The 20,087-nt window shown below is 64.0% G+C and carries 21 protein-coding genes; 12 read left to right on the plus strand and 9 right to left on the minus strand.

Going from position 1 to position 20,087, the window contains the following annotated elements; genetic code table 11:
* The first annotated feature begins 59 nt into the window (after nucleotides 1-59).
* On the plus strand, nucleotides 60-1,514 hold the full coding sequence (gene xylB, locus ACZ89F_RS30095) for a xylulokinase (protein ID WP_476095789.1): 1,455 nt from the start codon (nucleotides 60-62) through the stop codon (nucleotides 1,512-1,514).
* A gap of 32 nt (nucleotides 1,515-1,546) precedes the next feature.
* Here xylB and ACZ89F_RS30100 read toward each other — a convergent pair whose 3' ends face one another.
* Entirely contained in the window at nucleotides 1,547-1,909 is a 363-nt protein-coding gene (locus ACZ89F_RS30100) for a nuclear transport factor 2 family protein (protein ID WP_476095791.1), read from the minus strand.
* Nucleotides 1,910-2,021: 112 nt separating this feature from the next.
* Between ACZ89F_RS30100 and xylA the strand changes: the two genes are divergently transcribed.
* The 3 genes from xylA to ACZ89F_RS30115 all read left to right on the plus strand — a co-directional run bounded on the left by xylA (nucleotide 2,022) and on the right by ACZ89F_RS30115 (nucleotide 4,389).
* On the plus strand, nucleotides 2,022-3,347 hold the full coding sequence (gene xylA, locus ACZ89F_RS30105) for a xylose isomerase (protein WP_476095793.1): 1,326 nt from the start codon (nucleotides 2,022-2,024) through the stop codon (nucleotides 3,345-3,347).
* A gap of 184 nt (nucleotides 3,348-3,531) precedes the next feature.
* Nucleotides 3,532-4,008: an N-acetyltransferase family protein gene (locus tag ACZ89F_RS30110; protein WP_476095795.1), complete on the plus strand. Its 477-nt coding sequence runs from the start codon at nucleotides 3,532-3,534 to the stop codon at nucleotides 4,006-4,008.
* Between the two features lie 177 nt (nucleotides 4,009-4,185).
* Nucleotides 4,186-4,389, plus strand: a complete 204-nt coding sequence (locus tag ACZ89F_RS30115) for a hypothetical protein (protein ID WP_476095796.1) — start codon at nucleotides 4,186-4,188, stop codon at nucleotides 4,387-4,389.
* 13 nt (nucleotides 4,390-4,402) lie between these two features.
* Here ACZ89F_RS30115 and ACZ89F_RS30120 read toward each other — a convergent pair whose 3' ends face one another.
* Nucleotides 4,403-5,383, minus strand: coding sequence for a GlxA family transcriptional regulator (locus ACZ89F_RS30120; RefSeq protein ID WP_476095798.1), 981 nt, complete (start codon nucleotides 5,381-5,383; stop codon nucleotides 4,403-4,405).
* 77 nt (nucleotides 5,384-5,460) lie between these two features.
* On the opposite strand from ACZ89F_RS30120, the gene bcoG reads away from it, so the two are divergent.
* From bcoG to ACZ89F_RS30160, 8 genes are all read left to right on the plus strand, one after another.
* Nucleotides 5,461-6,378, plus strand: coding sequence for a 3-dehydrocarnitine:acetyl-CoA trimethylamine transferase BcoG (bcoG, locus tag ACZ89F_RS30125; RefSeq protein ID WP_023775990.1), 918 nt, complete (start codon nucleotides 5,461-5,463; stop codon nucleotides 6,376-6,378).
* Nucleotides 6,379-6,458: 80 nt separating this feature from the next.
* Nucleotides 6,459-7,088 (plus strand): HD domain-containing protein, encoded by a 630-nt coding sequence (locus ACZ89F_RS30130; protein ID WP_476095800.1) that lies wholly within the window; start codon nucleotides 6,459-6,461, stop codon nucleotides 7,086-7,088.
* On the plus strand, nucleotides 7,085-8,188 hold the full coding sequence (locus ACZ89F_RS30135) for a carnitine 3-dehydrogenase (RefSeq protein ID WP_476095802.1): 1,104 nt from the start codon (nucleotides 7,085-7,087) through the stop codon (nucleotides 8,186-8,188). The genes ACZ89F_RS30130 and ACZ89F_RS30135 overlap by 4 nt, the downstream gene beginning before the upstream one ends.
* 4 nt (nucleotides 8,189-8,192) lie before the next feature.
* Complete coding sequence (locus ACZ89F_RS30140; protein ID WP_476095803.1) at nucleotides 8,193-9,356, plus strand: acyl-CoA dehydrogenase family protein; 1,164 nt, start codon at nucleotides 8,193-8,195, stop codon at nucleotides 9,354-9,356.
* A gap of 3 nt (nucleotides 9,357-9,359) precedes the next feature.
* Nucleotides 9,360-11,438 (plus strand): acetate--CoA ligase family protein, encoded by a 2,079-nt coding sequence (locus ACZ89F_RS30145; RefSeq protein ID WP_476095805.1) that lies wholly within the window; start codon nucleotides 9,360-9,362, stop codon nucleotides 11,436-11,438.
* Nucleotides 11,431-12,213 carry a carnitinyl-CoA dehydratase gene (locus ACZ89F_RS30150; protein WP_476095807.1) on the plus strand — a complete coding sequence of 261 codons (783 nt, stop codon included), beginning with the start codon at nucleotides 11,431-11,433 and terminating at the stop codon, nucleotides 12,211-12,213. The genes ACZ89F_RS30145 and ACZ89F_RS30150 overlap by 8 nt, the downstream gene beginning before the upstream one ends.
* A gap of 214 nt (nucleotides 12,214-12,427) precedes the next feature.
* Nucleotides 12,428-13,366 (plus strand): alpha/beta hydrolase, encoded by a 939-nt coding sequence (locus ACZ89F_RS30155; RefSeq protein ID WP_476095809.1) that lies wholly within the window; start codon nucleotides 12,428-12,430, stop codon nucleotides 13,364-13,366.
* A 134-nt stretch (nucleotides 13,367-13,500) separates the two neighbouring features.
* Complete coding sequence (locus ACZ89F_RS30160) at nucleotides 13,501-13,827, plus strand: hypothetical protein (protein ID WP_476095810.1); 327 nt, start codon at nucleotides 13,501-13,503, stop codon at nucleotides 13,825-13,827.
* On the opposite strand, the gene dapA is transcribed toward ACZ89F_RS30160, so the two are convergent.
* From dapA to ACZ89F_RS30195, 7 genes are all read right to left on the minus strand, one after another.
* The gene (gene dapA / locus ACZ89F_RS30165) at nucleotides 13,786-14,736 is read right to left on the minus strand and encodes a 4-hydroxy-tetrahydrodipicolinate synthase (protein ID WP_476095812.1); all 951 of its coding nucleotides are present in this window, start codon (nucleotides 14,734-14,736) and stop codon (nucleotides 13,786-13,788) included. The two genes, ACZ89F_RS30160 and dapA, sit on opposite strands and share 42 nt — an antisense overlap.
* Nucleotides 14,737-15,173: 437 nt before the next feature.
* Nucleotides 15,174-15,401 (minus strand): hypothetical protein, encoded by a 228-nt coding sequence (locus tag ACZ89F_RS30170; RefSeq protein WP_476095814.1) that lies wholly within the window; start codon nucleotides 15,399-15,401, stop codon nucleotides 15,174-15,176.
* Nucleotides 15,402-15,415: 14 nt separating this feature from the next.
* A complete protein-coding gene (locus tag ACZ89F_RS30175) occupies nucleotides 15,416-15,607 on the minus strand; it encodes a hypothetical protein (RefSeq protein ID WP_476095816.1) in 192 nt (63 codons plus the stop codon).
* 200 nt (nucleotides 15,608-15,807) lie between these two features.
* Entirely contained in the window at nucleotides 15,808-17,466 is a 1,659-nt protein-coding gene (locus ACZ89F_RS30180; protein ID WP_476095818.1) for an FAD-binding dehydrogenase, read from the minus strand.
* Between the two features lie 40 nt (nucleotides 17,467-17,506).
* Complete coding sequence (locus ACZ89F_RS30185) at nucleotides 17,507-18,493, minus strand: Gfo/Idh/MocA family protein (RefSeq protein ID WP_476095820.1); 987 nt, start codon at nucleotides 18,491-18,493, stop codon at nucleotides 17,507-17,509.
* A 299-nt stretch (nucleotides 18,494-18,792) separates the two neighbouring features.
* Entirely contained in the window at nucleotides 18,793-19,368 is a 576-nt protein-coding gene (locus ACZ89F_RS30190; RefSeq protein ID WP_476095822.1) for a YceI family protein, read from the minus strand.
* 69 nt (nucleotides 19,369-19,437) lie between these two features.
* A complete protein-coding gene (locus tag ACZ89F_RS30195) occupies nucleotides 19,438-20,010 on the minus strand; it encodes a cytochrome b (protein ID WP_476095824.1) in 573 nt (190 codons plus the stop codon).
* Between the last annotated feature and the right edge of the window lie 77 nt (nucleotides 20,011-20,087).

Below are 20,087 nucleotides of genomic sequence, written 5' to 3' on the forward strand. Positions count from 1 at the left end.
AAACTGGCCAAGCCAGATTTTTTCGAGACCCGAAAAAATTAATGGCATGGGAGGAAATCATGTATCTCGGCCTCGATCTCGGGACATCGGGCGTCAAGGCGCTGCTGATCGATGCCGGGCAAACCGTCATCGGTTCCGGTCATGCGTCGCTCGATGTTTCACGCCTGCATCCTGGCTGGTCGGAACAAGATCCCGACGACTGGATCCACGCCTGCGAAGAGGCGATTGCCGACCTCAAGGCCAGGCATCCCGGGGAATTCGCCGCGGTCAAGGGTATCGGCCTATCCGGCCATATGCATGGTGCCACGCTGCTCGACGCCGCCGACAAGGTGCTGCGTCCCTGCATCCTGTGGAACGATACGCGTAGCCATGCCGAGGCCGCCGTCCTCGATGCCGATCCGCGCTTCCGCGCGCTGACCGGCAACATCGTCTTTCCCGGTTTCACCGCGCCGAAGCTTGCCTGGGTGAAGAACAACGAGCCCGCTGTCTTCGCCAAGGTCGCCAAGGTGCTGCTGCCCAAGGATTTCCTGCGGCTCTGGCTGAGCGGCGAACACATTTCGGAAATGTCCGATTCGGCCGGCACCTCGTGGCTCGATGTGGGCAAGCGCCGTTGGTCCGCCGAATTGCTCGCGGCGACATCGCTGGATGAAAAGCAGATGCCGTCGCTGGTCGAGGGTACGGAGAAGGCAGGTGCCTTGCGCGCCGACTTGGCCTCGAAATGGGGCGTCACTGCCGGCATTCCGATCGCCGGCGGCGCCGGCGACAATGCCGCCTCGGCCTGCGGCATGGGCACGGTCGGCGCCGGCCACGCCTTCGTTTCGCTCGGCACATCGGGCGTGCTGTTTGCCGCCAATGCTTCCTACCTGCCCAACCCGGCAAGCGCCGTGCATACCTTCTGCCACGCGCTTCCCAACACCTGGCACCAGATGGGCGTCATCCTGTCGGCAACCGATTCGCTCAACTGGCTGTCCGAAATCACCGGGAAGAGCGCCGGCGAGTTGACCACTGAGCTCGGCGATACATTGAAGGCGCCCAGCGGCGTGTCCTTCCTGCCTTATCTCTCGGGCGAGCGCACACCCTACAATGATTCCGCCATTCGCGGCGCGTTCGCCGGGCTGGCGCATGAATCGAGCCGTGCCGTGCTGACGCAGGCCGTTCTGGAAGGCGTCGCCTTTGCCTTCCGCGACAGCCTCGAAGCCCTGGCCAAGGCCGGCACGACCTTGACGCGGGTGACGGCGATCGGCGGCGGTTCGCGCTCGCGCTACTGGCTGAGGGCGATTGCCACCGCGCTTCAGCTGCCTGTCGACGTTCCCGCCGATGGCGACTTCGGCGCCGCCTTTGGCGCCGCGCGGCTCGGCCTGATCGCGGCGACGGGTGCCGATCCGCTTGAAATCTGTACGGCCCCGAGGACGGATGCCACGATCGAACCGGACACGGCGCTTGGCGGCGTCTATGCCGATGCCTATCAGCGTTACCGGGCGCTGTATCCGGCAATCAAGGTCGCCACGGCGTGAGCGGTTTCTCGCCCACGCCGCAACTGAGCGGCTCACTGCGCTGGCACCTTGTCGAGGAAGCCGGTGATGCTCTTCAGGCGGCCGTTCTCGATGACGCCGATGTCGGTGCCCTTGATGACGGAAGGAGTGCCTTCCGGGCCAAGATTCCACGAGAAGCGGATCTTGTCGGCAAACCCGTCCGGCGTGCCCTTCAGCGAGAACCGGAAGCCGGCAAAGCGCTGCTGGACGCCGTCGATCAGAGCCGCGACGCCTTCATGGCCATCGCCTTGCATGAGCGGATCGCGATAGCTGACGTCTTCGGTGAAGGTCGCCTCGAGCAACGCCGTACGGCGGTTCGCATCGCTCTCGTTCCAGGCAGTGATGTAGTTTTGGGCGATCGTGTTGAGGTCGGTCATGGTTTGTCTCCTTCGTTTGACGGTTTTGACATGACCCTTTTCGACCGGCGCCGGGGTGAAACCAATTACGCCTGAGGTAATGGCGGCAGAACTTTGTGAGAGGACAGAAATCATGAGCAGCGGATTTTTCGGCGACATCCAGAAGATCAAATATGAGGGGCCGGATTCGACCAATCCGCTGGCCTACCGTTTCTACAATCCCGATGAGGTCGTCGCCGGCAAACGGCTGGAAGATCATCTGCGCTTCGCCGTCGCCTATTGGCATTCCTTCGCTTGGCCGGGCGGCGATCCGTTCGGCGGCCAGACCTTCGACCGGCCGTGGTTCCCCAAGGCAGGCGGCGTCGACACGATGGAACTGGCGAAACTGAAAGCAGACGTCGCCTTCGAGATGTTCTCGCTGCTCGGCGCGCCCTATTTCTGCTTTCACGACGCCGATGTGCGGCCGGAGGGCAAGGACTTTTCCGAAAGTGCGGCCCGCCTCGACGAGATATCAGACTACTTCGCCGGAAAGATGAAGCAGACCGGCGTCAAGCTTTTGTGGGGCACGGCCAACTTGTTCTCCAATCGCCGCTTCATGTCGGGTGCGGCCACCAATCCCGACCCGGATGTCTTTGCCTACGCGGCGGCGACGGTGAAAAGCTGTATCGACGTCACCAAGCGGCTGAAGGGCGAGAACTATGTGCTGTGGGGTGGGCGCGAGGGCTATGAGACGCTGCTCAACACCGACCTCGCCCGCGAGCAGGAACAGGCAGGCCGCTTCCTCAGCATGGTCGTCGACTACAAGCACAAGATCGGTTTCAAGGGCACGATCCTGATCGAGCCTAAGCCGCAGGAGCCGACCAAGCACCAGTATGACTACGATGTCGCCACCGTCTACGGCTTCCTCAAGCGCTTCGGGCTGGAGAAGGAGGTCAAGCTCAATATCGAGCAGGGTCACGCCATCCTGGCCGGCCATTCCTTCGAGCACGAGTTGGCGCTGGCCAATGCGCTCGGCGTCTTCGGCTCGATCGACATGAACCGCAACGACTACCAGTCGGGTTGGGACACCGACCAGTTCCCCAACAACGTGCCCGAGATGGCGTTGGCCTACTACCAGGTCCTGCAGGCCGGCGGCTTCAAGACCGGCGGCACCAATTTCGACGCCAAGCTGCGCCGCCAGTCGCTCGATCCGCAGGACCTGCTGATCGGCCATATCGGCGGCATGGACTCTTGCGCACGCGGTCTGAAAGCCGCGGCCCGCATGGTCGAGGACAAGGCGCTGTCCGCGCCGCTGGCCGAACGCTATGCCGGCTGGAACACGGCCGAGGGCAAGGCGATGCTTTCCGGCAAACGCACGCTGGAAGATATCGCCGAGCGCGTCGTCAAGAAGAAGATCGAGCCGCAGCCAAGGTCCGGCCGCCAGGAACTGCTGGAAAACATCGTCAACCGGTACGTGTGAAGCCCGATCCCTGGACCGACATCCGCCACCTCTGGCTGAAAGCCGCCGCCATCGCCATCTGATAGTCAGCCCATTTCGCGCGAGGCTGCCGAGGATCGCACAGATCTTCGGCAGCCAACGTGAGATCAAGATGCCACGCGTGTCGTCGAAAGAGGGCCCGTGCGGCAGCTGGCAGGAGACGAAAATGGCAGAGGATCGAATCATCGTGCGCCCGGCGCAGGCAAGCGATATCCCGGCTTTGAAGCGGGTCCTGCTGGACACATTCGAAGGCACCTGGCTGCCGAACATCACCGAGGCAGCGGCGCAGCGCTATATCGAGACGGATATTGGCGGGCGTTATGTCGACCGGAGCTGGCCTGAATTTGCCGTTGCCGAGATCGATGGCGCGGTCGCCGGCCTGATCCATTGGCGCGCGGACTTCATCGAAGCCCTTCACGTCATGGCGTCCCGTCAAGGGCAAGGTGTCGGCCGCAAGTTGCTTTCCCATGCCGAACAGGCGATCGGCGCCGCCGGATTGCCGCAGGCGCGGCTGGAAACCGACACGTTCAACCTGCCCGCACAAGCACTCTACAAGGCGGTCGGCTATGTCGAGAAAAATCGCTATCCGGATGACGAATGGGACAGTGGCTTCACCACGGTGCTGTTCGAGAAGCGACTGTAGATTTCTCCTTGACCTGCGCTGCCCAGACGCAGGAACAGCTTTGCGCAAGGCCGGGTCAGACGACACGGTTTTGCCCTTTGCCGCCCTTCAATGACCTCGCTCTTGCCTTCAAACAGCCGTCACGTATCTCGTATAAGACTGGCTCGTGGCGGGAGAGGAAGAAGGAGGCGAACCGATATGCAGAACGAACGTGAAATCGACGCCCTGCTCTCACCGGGCGAGGCCGGATCGGTCATCGACCGGTTGATGGCAATGCCGAGGAAAACCGACGACGCCAAGATTTCGAACGAGTGGGATCGCGCCGTTGCCAGCCGCTTCGAAACCCGTCTGGCCAGACAGATGCGCTCGCAGATCGACGGCGACCGTCAGAACGCGGCCTGATCTTTCTTTCGAACTACCCTCTCCGCAGCCTGACCGGCGCTTCGCCGAAAGCCCTTGAAAATGCTCTCGAAAACGCCGCAGCGGACGAAAATCCGGTCCGCCCGGCAATGTCGGCCATCGCCACTCGCGTGTCGACCACCAGCCGGCGCGCAGCGCCGAGGCGCAGCCTGAGATAGTAGGCGCCCGGCGTCTCGCCGATCGACTTGCGAAAGATGCTCTCCAGTGTCCGCGCCGTCACCCCGGCGCGTTTTGCCACCGCTCCTATGGTCAGCGGCTGGTCGACATGCGCTTCCATCAGCCGGATGGCTTGCGCAAGGCGCGGGTCGTAGCCGTCGAGCCGGCCGAGCGAGACCAGCGGCTGCGCGTCGGTGGCGGCGCGTGCCTGGTCGTAGATGAAGACGCTGGCGACATCGAGCGCGACGGCCATGCCGAGCCGCGTGCGAATGAGATGCAGCATCAGGTCGAAGGTCGGCGACGCGCCGCCCGACGTGAACACCGGCCCGTCGATGACATAGCGGTCCGGGCGAACATCGACGCCTGGGAAGGCCGACGAGAAATCCTCCATGTCCTCCCAGTGGGTGGTGGCACTGCGCCCTTCCAGCAGGCCGGCGCGCGCCACCAGCCAGGTGCCGGCCTCGACACCGCCGCAAGCGCGTGCCGTCCGTGCCGCCCGGCGCAGGCCCGACAACAGAGCCGAGGTTGCATAGTTCTGGGTGCCGAAGCCGGCGACGACGACAAGAACGTCGGTTGGCTCAGCCGCGTCGAAGCGGCCACTGACCGCCACCGGCAGGCCGCATGTGGTGACCGGAGCCTCGCCGGTTACCGAGACCAGCCGAAAATCGAACAAGGTCTCGCCGGAGATGCGGTTGGCGGCGCGCAGCGGATCGACGGCCGACGCCACGCACATGATGGACGAGCCGGAAAACACCAGCAGCGTCACCTTGAGCGGCAGGCGCTCGGCACGAAAGATCGTCGGTTTTTCGCTTTTGATCATGCAACCTTCGTAAAACGCAAAACAGTTTCCGGCAAGTCAGTCATTGTTGAGGTCTGTCTTGATTGGAGGAGAGTTCCATGCCGCTTGCGATGAACCGCGAGGTTTTCATTACCTGTGCCGTGACCGGGTCCGGCGGCTCGCAGGATCGCAGCCCGCATGTGCCACGCTCGCCCAAGCAGATCGCCGATTCGGCCATCGATGCGGCCAAGGCGGGTGCGGCGATCGTGCACTGCCATGTCCGCGATCCCGAAACCGGCAAGCCCAGGCGCGACGTGCATCTCTATCGCGAAGTGACCGAGCGTATCCGCGAGGCCAATGTCGACGTGGTGCTGAACCTGACCGCCGGCATGGGCGGCGACATGGTGTTCGGATCGCCGGAAGCGCCGCTGCCGCTCAACGAAAAAGGCACCGACATGGGCGGCGCCACCAACCGCATGGAACATGTGCGCCAGTGCCTGCCGGAAATCTGCACGCTCGACTGCGGCACCATGAATTTCGCCGAGGCCGACTATGTCATGACCAACACCCCCGGCATGCTGCGCGCCATGGGCGGCATGATGACGGCGCTCGGCGTCAAGCCGGAGATCGAGGCTTTCGACACCGGCCATCTGTGGTTCGCCAAGCAACTGGTCGAGGAAAAGGTGCTCAACCCCGACGCGCTGGTGCAGCTCTGCATGGGCGTGCCGTGGGGCGCGCCTGACGACCTCAACACCTTCATGGCCATGGTCAACAATGTGCCGTCGACCTGGAACTGGTCGGCCTTCGCCATCGGCCGCAACCAGATGGCCTATGCCGCGGCAGCGGTGCTGGCCGGCGGCAATGTCCGCGTTGGGCTGGAAGACAATCTGTGGCTCGACAAGGGTGTGCTGGCGACCAATGCGCAGCTGGTTGAGCGTGCCGCCAGCATCGTCACCAATCTGGGCGCCAGGATCATCGGCCCGGAGGAAGTGCGCAAGAAGCTGAACCTGACCAAGCGGGCGCCGATCGCGGCATAGGCATGATCCCGAAAAGTGGGAACCGGTTTTCGGACAAGATCATGCTGAAACAAGAAGGTTCATTCGCTGGGAGGGTCGACATGACTACCGTCAAATTCACCGCTATGAAGGATGGCGACCGGGACGATTACGAGTTCCTGACCGCGCATGAGATCGACTATGCGGCCAGGACCGGCGAGCGGCTGCTCGACGCGCTGGTGCAACTCGACGAGGGCCTGTCCGGCTACAAGATCACCAGGCTCGGCCATTCGCTGCAGGCGGCGACGCGCGCCTGGCGCGACGGCGCCGACACCGACTGGATCGCCTGCGCGCTGCTGCACGATATTGGCGACATCTATGCACCTTACAATCACGACGAATATGCCGCGTCGATCCTGAAACCCTTCGTGCGCGAGCAATGCACCTGGGTGGTGGAAAAGCATGGCGACTTCCAGCGGCTCTACTATGCCCATCATCTGGGCGGCAACCGCCACGCCCGCGACCGCTTTGCCGGCCATGCCTATTTCGACGATTGCGACCAGTTTTGCGAACGCTGGGACCAGTCGAGCTTCGACCCCGACTACGACACGCTGCCGATCGAATTCTTCCGACCCTTCGTGCTCGAGGTCTTTGCCCGCAAGGCTTACGATCCCTCGGTGATCCGCGCTGGCGAGCGCGTGCCTCTCATCGATCCTGCAACAGCCATGACAAGAACCGGAGCCTCCGCATGAGTATCATCAACAAGGCGGCCGCCATCGGCGGCGGTGTCATCGGCGCGGGCTGGGTGGCGCGCCTGCTGCTCAACGGCATCGACGTGTCGATCTTCGACCCGGACCCCGAGGCATTGCGCAAGGTCGGCGAAGTGATGAAGGGCGCGCGCCGCGCCTACAAGCAGATGGTGCCCGGCGGCTTGCCTCGGGAAGGCAAGCTGACCTTTGCCAAGACCATCGCCGAGGCGGTTGCCGATGCCGATTTCATCCAGGAGAGCGTGCCGGAACGGCTCGACCTGAAACACCGCGTGCTGGCCGAGATCGACGCCCATGCGCCGGCCAATGCGATTGTCGGCTCCTCGACCTCAGGCATCAAGCCGACCGACATGCAGGTGGCGATGAAGAAGCATCCGGAGCGGCTGGTGGTCGGCCATCCGTTCAACCCGGTCTACCTCCTGCCGCTGGTCGAGATCGTCGGCGGCGAGCAGACCTTCCCCGAGGCGATCGAGGTCGCCAAGGAGATGTATGCCTCGATCGGCATGAAGCCTGTCGTGATCCGCAAGGAGATCGAGGCCTTCGTCGGCGACCGCCTGCTCGAAGCGGCATGGCGCGAGGCGCTGTGGCTGATCAAGGACGGCATCTGCACGGTCGAGGAACTCGACGACATCATGCGCTATGGCTTCGGCCTGCGCTGGGCGCAGATGGGCATGTTCCAGGTCTATCGCGTCGCCGGCGGCGAGGCCGGCATGCGCCACTTCATGGCGCAGTTCGGCCCGTGCCTGAAATGGCCATGGACCAAGCTGATGGACGTGCCGGAGTTCAACGACGAGCTGGTCGATCTGATCGCCACGCAGTCGGACGACCAGGCGCACGGCCTGTCGATCCGCGAGCTGGAAAAGATCCGCGACGACAATCTGGTCGCCATCATGGATGCGCTGTCGAAGCAGAACAAAGGCAAGGGCTGGGGCGCCGGCGCGCTGCACAAGGACTATACCAGGCAGCTCGCCAAGCTGGCGGCGAAGAAGCCGACGGCCTCCAAGGCGGCCGAGAAGGCCAAAGCCTCCAAGCCGGTGAAAAAAGCCGAAAAGCCGAAGAAGAAGAGCGGCAAGAAGAAAGGCTGAGAGCATGGATTTCGGGCTGTCGGAGGAACAGCGGCTCATCGTCGAGACGACGCGTGCGTTCGTCGAGAATGAGCTTTATCCGCATGAGCGCGAGGTCGAGCGCACCGGCGTGCTGCGCCGCGAGCTGATCGAGGAGATCAAGGTCAAGGCGATCGAGGCTGGGCTCTATGCCGCCAACATGCCGGCCGATGTCGGCGGCGCCGGCCTGGATACGGTGACCTGGCTGCTCTACGAAAAGGAGCTCGGCCGCGCCAACTATGCGCTGCACTGGACCTGCGTGGCGCGACCCTCCAACATCCTCTTGGCCGGCACGCCCGAGCAGCGCGAAAAATATCTGTTCCCCTGCATCCGTGGCGAGAAATGGGACTGCCTGGCGATGACCGAGCCGGGCGCCGGCTCCGATTTGCGCGGCATGAAAGCGACCGCTGTGCAAGACGGCGACGACTGGGTTCTGAACGGCACCAAGCACTTTATCTCCCACGCCGACCTGGCCGATTTCGCCATCGTCTTCATGGCCTCAGGCGAGGAAGAGTCCGCGCGCGGCAAGCGCAAGAAGATCACCGCGTTCTTCGTCGACAAGGGCACCAAAGGCTTCACCGTCCGCGACGGTTACCGCAACGTCTCGCATCGCGGCTATACCAACGCCATCCTCGAATTCGATGATTGCCGGCTGCCGGCCGCCCAAATGTTGGGCGAAGTCCACAAAGGGTTCGACGTCGCCAACTCCTGGCTCGGCGCCACCCGGCTGCAGGTCGGTGCCACCTGCCTCGGCCGCGCCGAGCGGGCGCTTGGCCATGCCGTCGAATATGCCGCGCAACGCCAGCAGTTCGGCCAGCAGATCGGCAAGTTCCAGGGCGTGTCGTTCAAGCTCGCCGACATGGCGACCGAACTGAAGGCCGCCGACCTGATGGTGTTCGAAGCTGGCTGGAAGTACGATCAGGGCACCGTCACCGACCAGGACATGGCCATGGCCAAGCTGAAGGCCACCGAAATGCTCGCTTTCGTCGCCGATGAGGCGATCCAGATCCACGGCGGCATGGGGCTGATGGACGATCTGCCGCTGGAGCGCATCTGGCGCGACGCGCGCGTCGAGCGCATCTGGGAAGGCACGTCCGAGATCCAGCGCCACATCATTTCAAGGGCGCTGCTGCGCCCGTTCGGGGCATAACATATGCATAAACTTGAGCGTCTCCTGCGGCCGAAATCGATCGCCGTGTTCGGCGGTGCGCAGGCCGCAGCCGTCGTCGCGCAGTCGATCAAGATGGGCTTTGCCGGCGAGATCTGGCCGGTGCACCCGACCAAGGACGAGGTCGCCGGCCGCAAGGCCTATCGCTCGGTGGCCGATTTGCCTGACGCGCCGGACGCCGCCTTTGTCGGCGTCAACCGGCATTTGACCATCGAGGTGGTCAAGGCGCTGGCCGAGCGCGACGCCGGCGGCGCCGTCTGCTTTGCCGCCGGCTTCCTCGAGACAGAGGCTTATGACGACGACGGCGAGCGGCTGCAGGCCGAGCTGGTCGCAGCAGCCGGCTCGATGCCGATCATCGGGCCGAATTGCTATGGCCTGATCAATTATGCCGACGGCGCGCTTCTGTGGCCCGACCAGCATGGCGGCATAAGACTGGACGAGGGCGGCAAGGGCGTCGCCATCATCACCCAGTCCTCCAACATCGCCATCAACATGACCATGCAGAAGCGCGGCCTGCCGATCGCCTTCCTGATGACCGCCGGCAACCAGGCGCAGACCGGCCTGTCCGAAATGGCACTTGGCCTGATCGAGGACGAGCGGGTCACATCGCTCGGCCTGCACATCGAGGCTTTCGATTCGGTAGCCGGCTTCGAAAAGCTGGCGGCGCGAGCCCGCGAGCTGAAGAAGCCGATCATCGCCATGAAGGTCGGCCGTTCCGAACAGGCGCGGCAAGCGACTGTTTCGCACACTGCCTCGCTGGCCGGCTCGGATGCTGCCTCCGGCGCGTTCCTGAGGCGGCTTGGCATTGCGCGTGTCGATTCCATCCCTGCCTTCATCGAGGCGCTGAAGCTGTTGCACATCACCGGGCCTTTGCCCGGCTATAGGCTGTCGTCGATGAGCTGCTCGGGCGGTGAGGCCTCTGTCATGGCCGACAGTGCCGAAGGCCGCTGGGTCAATTTCCCGGTCCTGACCGACCAGCACCGTGCCCATGTCAAATCGACGCTTGGGCCGCTGGTTGCGGTGGCCAACCCGCTCGACTACCACACCTTCATCTGGAACAACGAGCCGGCGATGACCGCCACCTTCACCGCCATGGTGTCGGGCGGCTTCGACCTCAACATGCTGGTGCTTGACTTCCCGCGCCCCGACCGCTGCTCGGACACAGACTGGTGGGCGACGCTGCGCGCCTTCGAATCGGCGCTGAAGACAAACAAGGCGCAAGGCGCGATCGTCTCCTCGCTGCCGGAAAACCTGCCCGAGGAATACACCGCCGGGCTGATGGCGCGCGGCATGGTGCCGTTGTTCGGCATTTCCGAAGCCATGGACGCCGCCCAGGCGGCAGCCTTCATCGGCTGGGCTTGGGCTGAGCCGCAAGCGCAGCCGATCGACACGTCGGCTGCCGGTGCGCCTGGCGGTGACCACGTCACCCCTGATGAGGCCGAGGCGAAATCACGCCTCATCGAGGCCGGCCTGCCGGTGCCCAAAGGCGAACGCGCCGCCAATGCCGTCGAGGCGGTGATTTCATCGATGGCGCTCGGCTTTCCGGTGGCGCTGAAGGCGCTCGGCGTCACCCACAAGTCCGAGGTTGGCGCTGTCAGGCTCAACCTCAAAGATGCGGAGTCCGTCAGCACCGCGGCGCATGACCTGTTGCCGCTCGGCACCGGCCTCTATGTGGAACGCATGGTGCGCGACGGTGTCGCCGAACTGATCGTCGGCTTCACCCGGGACCCGATGTTCGGCGCGGTGATGACCTTGGGCACTGGCGGCGTGCTGGTCGAGCTGTTGCGCGACAGCGTCACGCTGATGCTGCCGGCAACCCGCGACGACATCGAGGCGGCCTTGCGTGGCCTGAAACTCTATCCGCTGCTCGAAGGCTATCGCGGCCGGCCGAAAGCCGATGTCGCCGCTGCCATCGATGCCATCTCGGGCATAGCCGGCTTCGTGCAGAAGAATGCCGGCGAGATCGAGGAACTCGACATCAACCCGCTGATCGTCTGCAGCGAAGGCAAGGGCGCCTGGATCGCCGACGCACTGCTGGTGCTGGGAGACAAGAAGAATGTCTGACGTCATTTCGACCCGCCGCGAAGGCACCATCCTCGAGGTCACGCTCGACCGGCCCAAAGCCAACGCCATCGACCTGAAGACCTCGCGGCTGATGGGCGAGACCTTCAAGGCATTCCGCGACGATCCCGGCTTGCGCGTCGCCATCGTCAAGACCGCCGGCGACAGGTTCTTCTGCGCCGGCTGGGATTTGAAGGCGGCTGCCGGCGGCGATGCGGTCGACGGCGACTATGGCGTCGGCGGCTTTGCCGGCCTGCAGGAATTGCGCGATCTCAACAAGCCGGTCATTGCCTGCGTCAACGGCATGGCGGTTGGCGGCGGCTTCGAACTGGCGCTGTCCTGCGACCTGATCTACGCCTCGGACCATTCCTCCTTCGCGCTGCCCGAAATCCGCGCCGGGACGCTGGCCGACGCGGCGACGATCAAACTGCCCAAACGCATCCCCTATCATGTCGCCATGGACCTTTTGCTCACCGGCCGCTGGATGGATGCCGCCGAGGCGTATCGCTGGGGCCTCGTCAACGAAGTGCTGCCCAAGGAAAAGCTCGAGGAGCGCGTCTGGGAGATCGCCCGGCTGCTGGCCGGCGGCCCGCCGCTGGTGTTCGCCGCGATCAAGGAGACGGCGCGCGTGGCCGAGGCGCTGACTTTCCAGGACGCGATGAACAAGGTGACGCGCCGGCAATTGCCGACCGTCGATGCCCTCTACGGCTCCGAGGACAATATGGAAGGTTTTCGCGCCTTCGCCGAAAAACGCGACCCTGTGTGGAAGGGGAAGTAGTGGGAACGATGGCGTTCCATCACACCCCCCTCGGCCCTGCCGGGCATCTCCCCCGCAAGGGGGGAGATCGGGTGTCATTTCTGCTTTCACCAACCGTCAACGTTGCAAGAAGAGCGCCGCGATCGACGCTGCCGATCTCCCCCCTTGCGGGAGAGATGGCCGGCAGGCCAGAGAGGGGTGCCCAGGCTCGCCCTCGGGAGCCCGTTCAACACCCATGACCGACTACAGAATCCTCATCGACGCCGAAACCTGGGCCTTTATCGAGCGGACCAATTCCTACTATCCGCCCGACACGATCGACTACACGATCGCGCAGCAGCGCGAGATCTATGATCGCATGTGCCGCGAATTCTTTGCCGGCTACCCCAAAGGCGTTGCGGTTGAAACGTCCGCCATTGCAACGCGCACGCACGACATCCCGATCCGCACCTACCAAGGCGCTCGCCAGGCAGCCGCGACGGTGCTTTATTTCCATGGCGGCGGCTTCATCCTTGGCGGCTTGGACAGCCACGACGATGTCTGTGCAGAGCTGTGCGCCCGCACCGGCTATGACGTGGTCTCGGTCGATTACCGGCTGGCGCCGGAACATCTGCATCCGGCCGCCTTCGACGACGTGATGAGCGCCTTCGAATGGGCCGTAGCCACCCGCACGAACCCTATCGTCCTTTGTGGCGACAGTGCCGGCGGCAATCTGGCCGCCGCGGTCAGCCACGCGACACGCGGCCATGCGCGAAAACCGATCGGCCAGGTGCTGATCTATCCCGGCCTCGGCGGCGATCGGTCGAAGGGATCCTATATCACGCATGCCGAAGCACCGATGCTGACCATGCGCGATCTCGAATTCTACAAGCAGATCCGCACCGGAGGGCAGGACCGCAGCGGCGATGCGACACTGGCCCCACTCGCCGACACCGATTTCTCCAACCTGCCGCCAACGGTGCTGATCACCGCGCAATGCGACCCGCTGTCATCGGATGGCGAGGTCTATCGCGACCGCATCGTCGCGGCGGGTGGGCGCGCCACCTGGGTCGAGGAGCCAGGGCTGGTGCATGGTTACCTCAGGGCGAGGCACACGGTCGCCCGCGCCCGCGCGAGCTTTACCCGGATCACTGAAGCTGTAGCGGTTTTGGGAAGAGGCGAATGGGCCTCGTGAGCGCCGTCCGTACCTATGCGGCCTTTATAACTCAGGCCGAAACCTGCTCTCGAATTCCTATGCGGCCAGCGACTATGTAATTCCGGGCCGCCGCCTGACGGGCGGCCGGAACGACAGACTGGCTTCAAACGAACATGAAATCACATTCAGTCTGGCTGGCCTCCGGGGTCAGCCGCAGGGTGCCGACGGAGTATTTCGTGCTGGCAAACCTCAGGGAACAGGGAACGATCATCGGCCGGCTCGCTGGCCACCCGATCGCCGATACGGTCGTCGATGCGAGCGGCCTCCAATATCGTTTTGTCGGCGTCGCACCGCGCGACCGCAGCGGGCGCTTCGATGTCGAAGCGCTCCGGGCTGGCGAATGGATCGTCCAGCCGGGACTGGTCTATGCCGTTGACGGCAAAGCGCCTTCCGTGCCGTCAAAGCCGCCACGGCGCGGACGTGGGCAGCACCGGGCTTGATTGCGCAACGCCGGGGTTCCCGCTCAGGGCCAGCATGGCCTCCCGTATTGCGGTTTCAGTTTCGGGACGGACAGCTGTCATCGGCAAGCGAACGTCCGGGCTCAACCCCAGCGCCAGGTTTAGGGCGTATTTGACCGGAACCGGATTGCTCTCCAGCTCGAGCGCAGCGATCAGTGGGCGCAAGCGATGATGGATGGCGCGGGCGGTGTGGTGGTCGCCTTGCCTGCACGCGTCATGCATCTCGACGCACAGCCGCGGCGCGACGTTGGAGACCACGGAGATGGTGCCGCGCCCGCCCATCGTGTTGAAGCCGAACGACGTCGCGTCGTGACCGGACAGACAGATGAAGCGGCGCCTCAGCACAGCGGGAAGCGAGGATAGCCGGCTCACGTCGCCGGTAGCGTCCTTGATGCCGACGATGGTTGGGATCTGCGCCAGGCGCTCGATCGTTTCCAGCGACAGGTCGACGCCGGTTCGTGCCGGGACATTGTAGACAATGATCGGTATCCTGACCTTGCTGGCGACAGCTTCGAAGTGGCGAAAAATCCCCTCCTGGCTCGGCCTGTTGTAGTAGGGCGTCACGATAAGGGCGGCGTCGGCACCGAAAGCTTCGGCGGCGGTCGAAAAGGCAATCGTCGTCTCGGTGCTGTTCGTCCCGGTGCCGGCGACGATCGGAACCCGGCCGCCGGCAATTTTCACGCAGAGCGCGATGATGTCGAGGCGCTCCTCCCAAGACAGGGTCGGGGCCTCACCTGATGTGCCGCACGGGACCAGCCCGTTGATCCCTTGTTCGATCTGCCAACGCAACAGCATGGTCAGCTGCTTCAGGTCGACCTCGCCGTCGGTGAACGGCGTTACCAGTGCGGTCATCGCTCCGGTCAGGCGCAGTCGTGCTTGTTCTGGTGTCATGGGATTCTCCTAAGTAATTTTGTGGGTACGCGGCCTGTTCGAGGTGCGAAGAGAGCAGGGCCGACAACATCGCGGCCGCCAGATCCATATGGACCGCTTCGAATTTGCCCGCCTTGGCCGGCGCCTCTGCAGGCGTGGCTTTCAGGCTGCAAAGCCAACGCTCGCCGGTCCTGTTGATGGACGACACCGAACGCTCCGGCTTCGACAAGGCGATGAGCAAGAGGACGGCGTCTAGCATGGCGCCGGCCTCGACCAGCTGGGCAAACCGGCGGCCTTGTCGGGATGATCTGTCAAGCGACAGGGCGCGTGCGGCTTCCCACAGCTGGTGTTCGAGCAATCTGCCGACATGCGGGAGACGATCGAGCAGTCCGGTCAGGTCGGCGGTGCTGGAATTGTCCATGGCCAGATCGTTCCGATGAGGACGGAACTGGGCGCGATCAGTTGAAAAGGGAAAGCCGCACACTTGCCGGTGCGAAGCGTATCGCGCCGGCTCGATGACCGCTTTCCATCGTGGCAAAGCGCACAGCGGAACTCCTGTCGGCGAAAACGCCGCCGGTCAGGCCTTCTTCGTCGCGCGCGATCCAGTGGCCTTCGCCGTCGCGTCCGACCACAAAGCGATGAAAAGCGTTTCCGTCGGGGGAAATAGGGGAGGTTTGCATGGTCATCTCCTGCCTTGCGATCAGGAGACTTGGGCAGCTACGGTCGCGGCGGCCAGCAAGGCACCGACGACCAGGAGCCACCATGTGGCTGTGAATGGCGCGAGCAGGCTGCCCGGCCGGCGATTGCCGTTGGCCGCGAGCCGCGCCTGTTCGAGCTGCGCCTTCGGTATCGGACGATGGGTGGGCAGATAGAGCCCGTCTGAGAGGAACATCGGAGACTTCCTTCTTTCTAACTGTCACCACGAGGTGGTGACCGCCTGCAGCGGCTCAGGACCGGCTGCACTGCGAAAGATAAAAGCATCCGCATTTGTATTCGAGGCGGGCCAAAACTGAAAAATATAAAAAAGTCATATGTTTATCAACTGGGCGTATGTGGGACCCAGGCCGGAATTCAGACCACGACAGCGCCGTTTCACACCACCGAGGCGGCGGCCGCCCGGCCGGCGCCGCGGCCGGAGAAGATGCAGCCGCCGAGGAAGGTGCCCTCAAGCGCGGCATAGCCATGCACGCCGCCGCCGCCGAAACCGGCGGCTTCGCCAACGGCGTAGAGTCCGGCGACCGGCTGGCCATCGGCACCCAGCACGCGGCTGTCGAGATCGGTCTGCAGGCCGCCCAGCGTCTTGCGGGTCAGGATGTTGAGCCGCACCGCGATCAGCGGGCCATTCGCCGGGTCGAGCATCTTGTGCGGCTTGGCGGTGCGGATCAGCCGGTCGCCGAGATAGGCGCGAGCCCCGCGCAAAGCGGTGATCTGCATGTCCTTGGAGAACGGATTGTCGAGCTGCCTGTCGCGGGCGCGGATCTCGCGCTCGACCTCAGCCAACTCAAGCAGCGGCTCGCCGCCGGCCAGCGCATTCATGCGCGCGACAAGCGTCGGCAGGTCGGCCTCGACGATAAAATCCTCGCCCTTCTCCATGAACGCCTCGACCGGACCCGGAATGCCTGACGTGGCGCGGCCGAGCACCTGGCGCCAGCTCTTGCCGGTCAAATCGGGGTTCTGCTCGGAGCCCGACAACGCGAACTCCTTCTGGATGATCTTTCTGGTCAGGATGAACCAGGAATAGTCGAAGCCGGTGCTCATGATGTGGCTGAGCGTCCCCAGCGTGTCGAAGCCGGGGTAGAGCGGCACCGGCAGGCGCTTGCCGCGTGCGTCGAGCCACAGCGATGACGGGCCGGGCAGGATGCGGATGGCATGGTCGGTCCAGATCGGCGCCCAGTTCTTGATGCCCTCGACATAGTGCCACATGCGGTCGCGGTTGATGATCGAGCCGCCGGCCCGTTCCGTGATCGCCAGCATGCGGCCGTCGACATGGTCGGGCACGCCGGTGATCATGCGCCTGGGCGCCGCACCCAGCCGTTGCGGCCAGTTTTCGCGGACAAGCTGATGGTTGGCGCCGATGCCGCCGGAGGCGACGATAACCGCTTGCGCGTGAAGCTCGAAATCGCCGGCAACGTCGCGCGAGCTCTTGTGGCCGCGCTCGACAGTGCTGGGCTGCAGGACGTCGCCACGCACGCCGTCGACGGTGGCCCCCGTTCGGGTCAATTCATTGACGCGGTGGCGGAATCTGAAACTGATCCGTCCACTTTTCTCGGCCTCGCGCACGCGCAGGACGAAGGGTTCCAGCACGCCGGGGCCGGTGCCCCAGGTGATGTGGAAGCGCGGCACCGAATTGCCGTGGCCGATGGCATTGCCGCCGCCGCGTTCGGCCCAGCCGACGACGGGAAAGAATTTCAGGCCGCGCTGCAGGAGCCAGGAGCGTTTCTCGCCGGCGGCAAAGCCGACATAGGCTTGCGCCCATTTGCGCGGCCAGAAATCCTCCGGCCGATCGAAAGCGGCCGTGCCCATCCAGTCTTCGAGCGCCAGATCATGCGAATCGCGGATGCGCATGCGCCGCTGCTCGGGCGAATCGACGAGGAAAAGGCCGCCGAACGACCAGAACGCCTGGCCGCCCAGCGACTGCTCCGGCTCCTGGTCGACTATGATGATTTTCTTGCCGGCCTCGGCAAGCTCGGCGGCGGCAACCAGCCCGGCGAGGCCGGCGCCGACAATGATCACGTCCGCGTCGTCAGCCATCTTTCCTCCCAGAATTAGCCGGCTACTTCAGGGTAAGGGGTCAGACGGTCTCCCAGCCGCCCGTGCCGCCGGCGCGGAAGATGGCGTCGATGACTTTCTGATTGAGCACGGATTCCTCCAGCGTGAAGACGCGCTCCTTGCCGCCCTGTGCCGCACGCGCGAAGGTCTCCACCTCCAGCCGGTACTGCTGCGTGCCGGGAAAGCGGAACACTTGCGCCTCGGTGTGGTTCTGGTTGTGCAGTTCGACGCGGTGGTGGTCGTAGAGCCCGGCGTTGAAGGGCGAGAACACCTCGATGAAACCTTTCTCACCGTGGAACACCATGACCTGGCGCGCCGCCATCTGCGTCGACAGGTAGAAGGACAGTTCGAAGTCGCCGAAATCGGCGCGGATCGAGGAATAGATGTCGGTGCCGAATTTCTTGTCGCGCTCGATCGTCGCCTGCACACGGCTAGGCTCCTTGCCGGTCGAAAAGCGCGTCGACACGGTCGGGTAGACGCCGATATCGGGCAGCGCGCCGCCGCCGAGATCGAGCTGGTTGCGCATGTTGTTGGGGTCGACATTGTAGTAGGAGAAGGCGCCCTGCACATGGCGCAGCCTGCCGATGGCGCCACTGGCGATGAGATCGCGCACCTTGATCCATTGCGGGTGGTAGATGACCATGAAGGCCTCGCAGACCAGCACCTTCTTCTGGTCGCGCAGCTTGATCAGCGGGAGAATGTCCTTGGCGTCGAGCGCCAGCGGCTTTTCGACCAGCACATGCTTGCCGGCTTCGATGGCCTTGGCCGCCCATTCGACATGCTGCGAGGTTGGCAGCGGGATATAGACGCCGTCGACCTCGTTGGAGGCAAGCAGGTCCTCATAGGAGCCGAAGGCATGGCGTGCACCGAAGCGCTCGGCCAGCGCCTTGGCCTTCGACAGGTCGCGGCTGGCGATTGCCGACAGTACGCCGTTCTCCGCCTCGACCATCGCCGGCAACAAATGCTCGCGGCCGATCTTGGCCGTCGACAACACACCCCATCGGAACATCAGGCTTCTCCATCACGATTACAGGCAACGAGGTTTGCCCGAAATCGCCGGAAAAGCCAATTGGAGACTGGTCCTGCCAACGGCACCTTCGTCATCCTCGGGCTTGACCCGAGGATCCATGCCGCGACATCAGCCTAGGAATGCAGCCGAACGGATTCTGGACCGCCGCAACGCCTTGATGTCACGGCATGGATCCTGGGGGTCTGCGCCGCGTCGCTTCGCTCCTTGCTTCGCCCCAGGATGACGACGCGGGAGGTGTCTCTGCCAATCGCGAAGGTGTGCGATTGCAGACAGAGAAGCTACCCCCGCTTACCCGTCAGCGTCATGTCGAAGTCGACGATGTTCGAATAGATCGGCGTGCCGACATCCATGCCGTAGCGTGACCTGAGCACCTTGCCGGTGACATGGAATTTGATCGTGCCGGCCTTGAGACCGCCAAGCTCGGCCGTGAATTTTTCCGGGAACGTCTTGCCGCGTGCCGTCAGCCGGCCGGTGACGAGGGCCGTGGTGTCGCTGGTGCGGGTCACGCTGGTCGAGCGGAACTGGATTTCAGGGCTGTTGGCGGCATCGAACACCGCGTCGGAGCGCAGGAAGGCATCGATGCGGCCCTGGCCGGTGCCGACGCTTTCGGGAAAGATGGTGAAATTGACCTGCGAGCGGCCGACGTCGCTGTTGTCGATGCGGATCGAGCCCTTGAAGCGGGCGAAGGCGCCATTGAGGCCGCCACCACCGACCTTGCCGATGGAAAAGCGGATGCTGGAGGAGGCCGGGCTGATCGAATAGCTGCCGGCGGCGTCGCCAAGCGCGACGGCCGCTGAAACAGGCATGGCAAGGCAAGCGGCGAGCGCCGCAAATCCGAGGATGCGCGTGTACATGGGGATGTTCCTTGTTGGAGGCAGCGCATTTCCTGCGCCCTCCCCCCATGAACGAATGAACCGCCCGCTCTATTCCTGATCTGACGAAGGCGTGATCATGCGCGTGAGCACGCCATCCCTGAGCTGGAAATGGTGCCGTAGCGCCGCCACGGCATGGAGGGCGACCAGGGCGATGCCGGCATAGGCGAGATACAAATGCGTTGCCGCCCAGAAGCTTTCGGCGCCATCCGATTCGGCCAGCGGCAGGTTCGGCATGATGAACAGATTGAACGGCAGGCTGGGGATCTCCAGCATCGACACCGACACCAGCGCCCAGCCGGACAAAGGCAAGGCAAGCTGAAACGCGTAGAGCGCAAAATGGGCCAGCGGTGCGGCCCGACGCTCCAGGGTTCCGACAGAGCGCGGCAGTGGCGGCCATACATTGCCAAGGCGCCAGGCGATGCGCAGCACCACCAGACCGAGCAGCAGAAAACCGAAGGATTTGTGCAGCTGGATCAGTTCGAAGGCGGTGCGCTGGCTGGTGAGCCGCACCATGATGAAGCCGAGCCCGAACTGGCCGATGAAGATCAGCGCAATCAGCCAGTGGAGAATGATCGCGCCCCAGCCATAGCGGGTTGGAGTGTTGGTGATCGATGTTTGCATGATTGGCAAACGCCGCCGAACTACGCTTTCTTCCCGACGGCAGCGCTGCCCCTCATTGCCCTGCCGGGCATTTCTCC

The sequence above is a fragment of the Mesorhizobium sp. USDA 3734 genome, assembly GCF_056279665.1.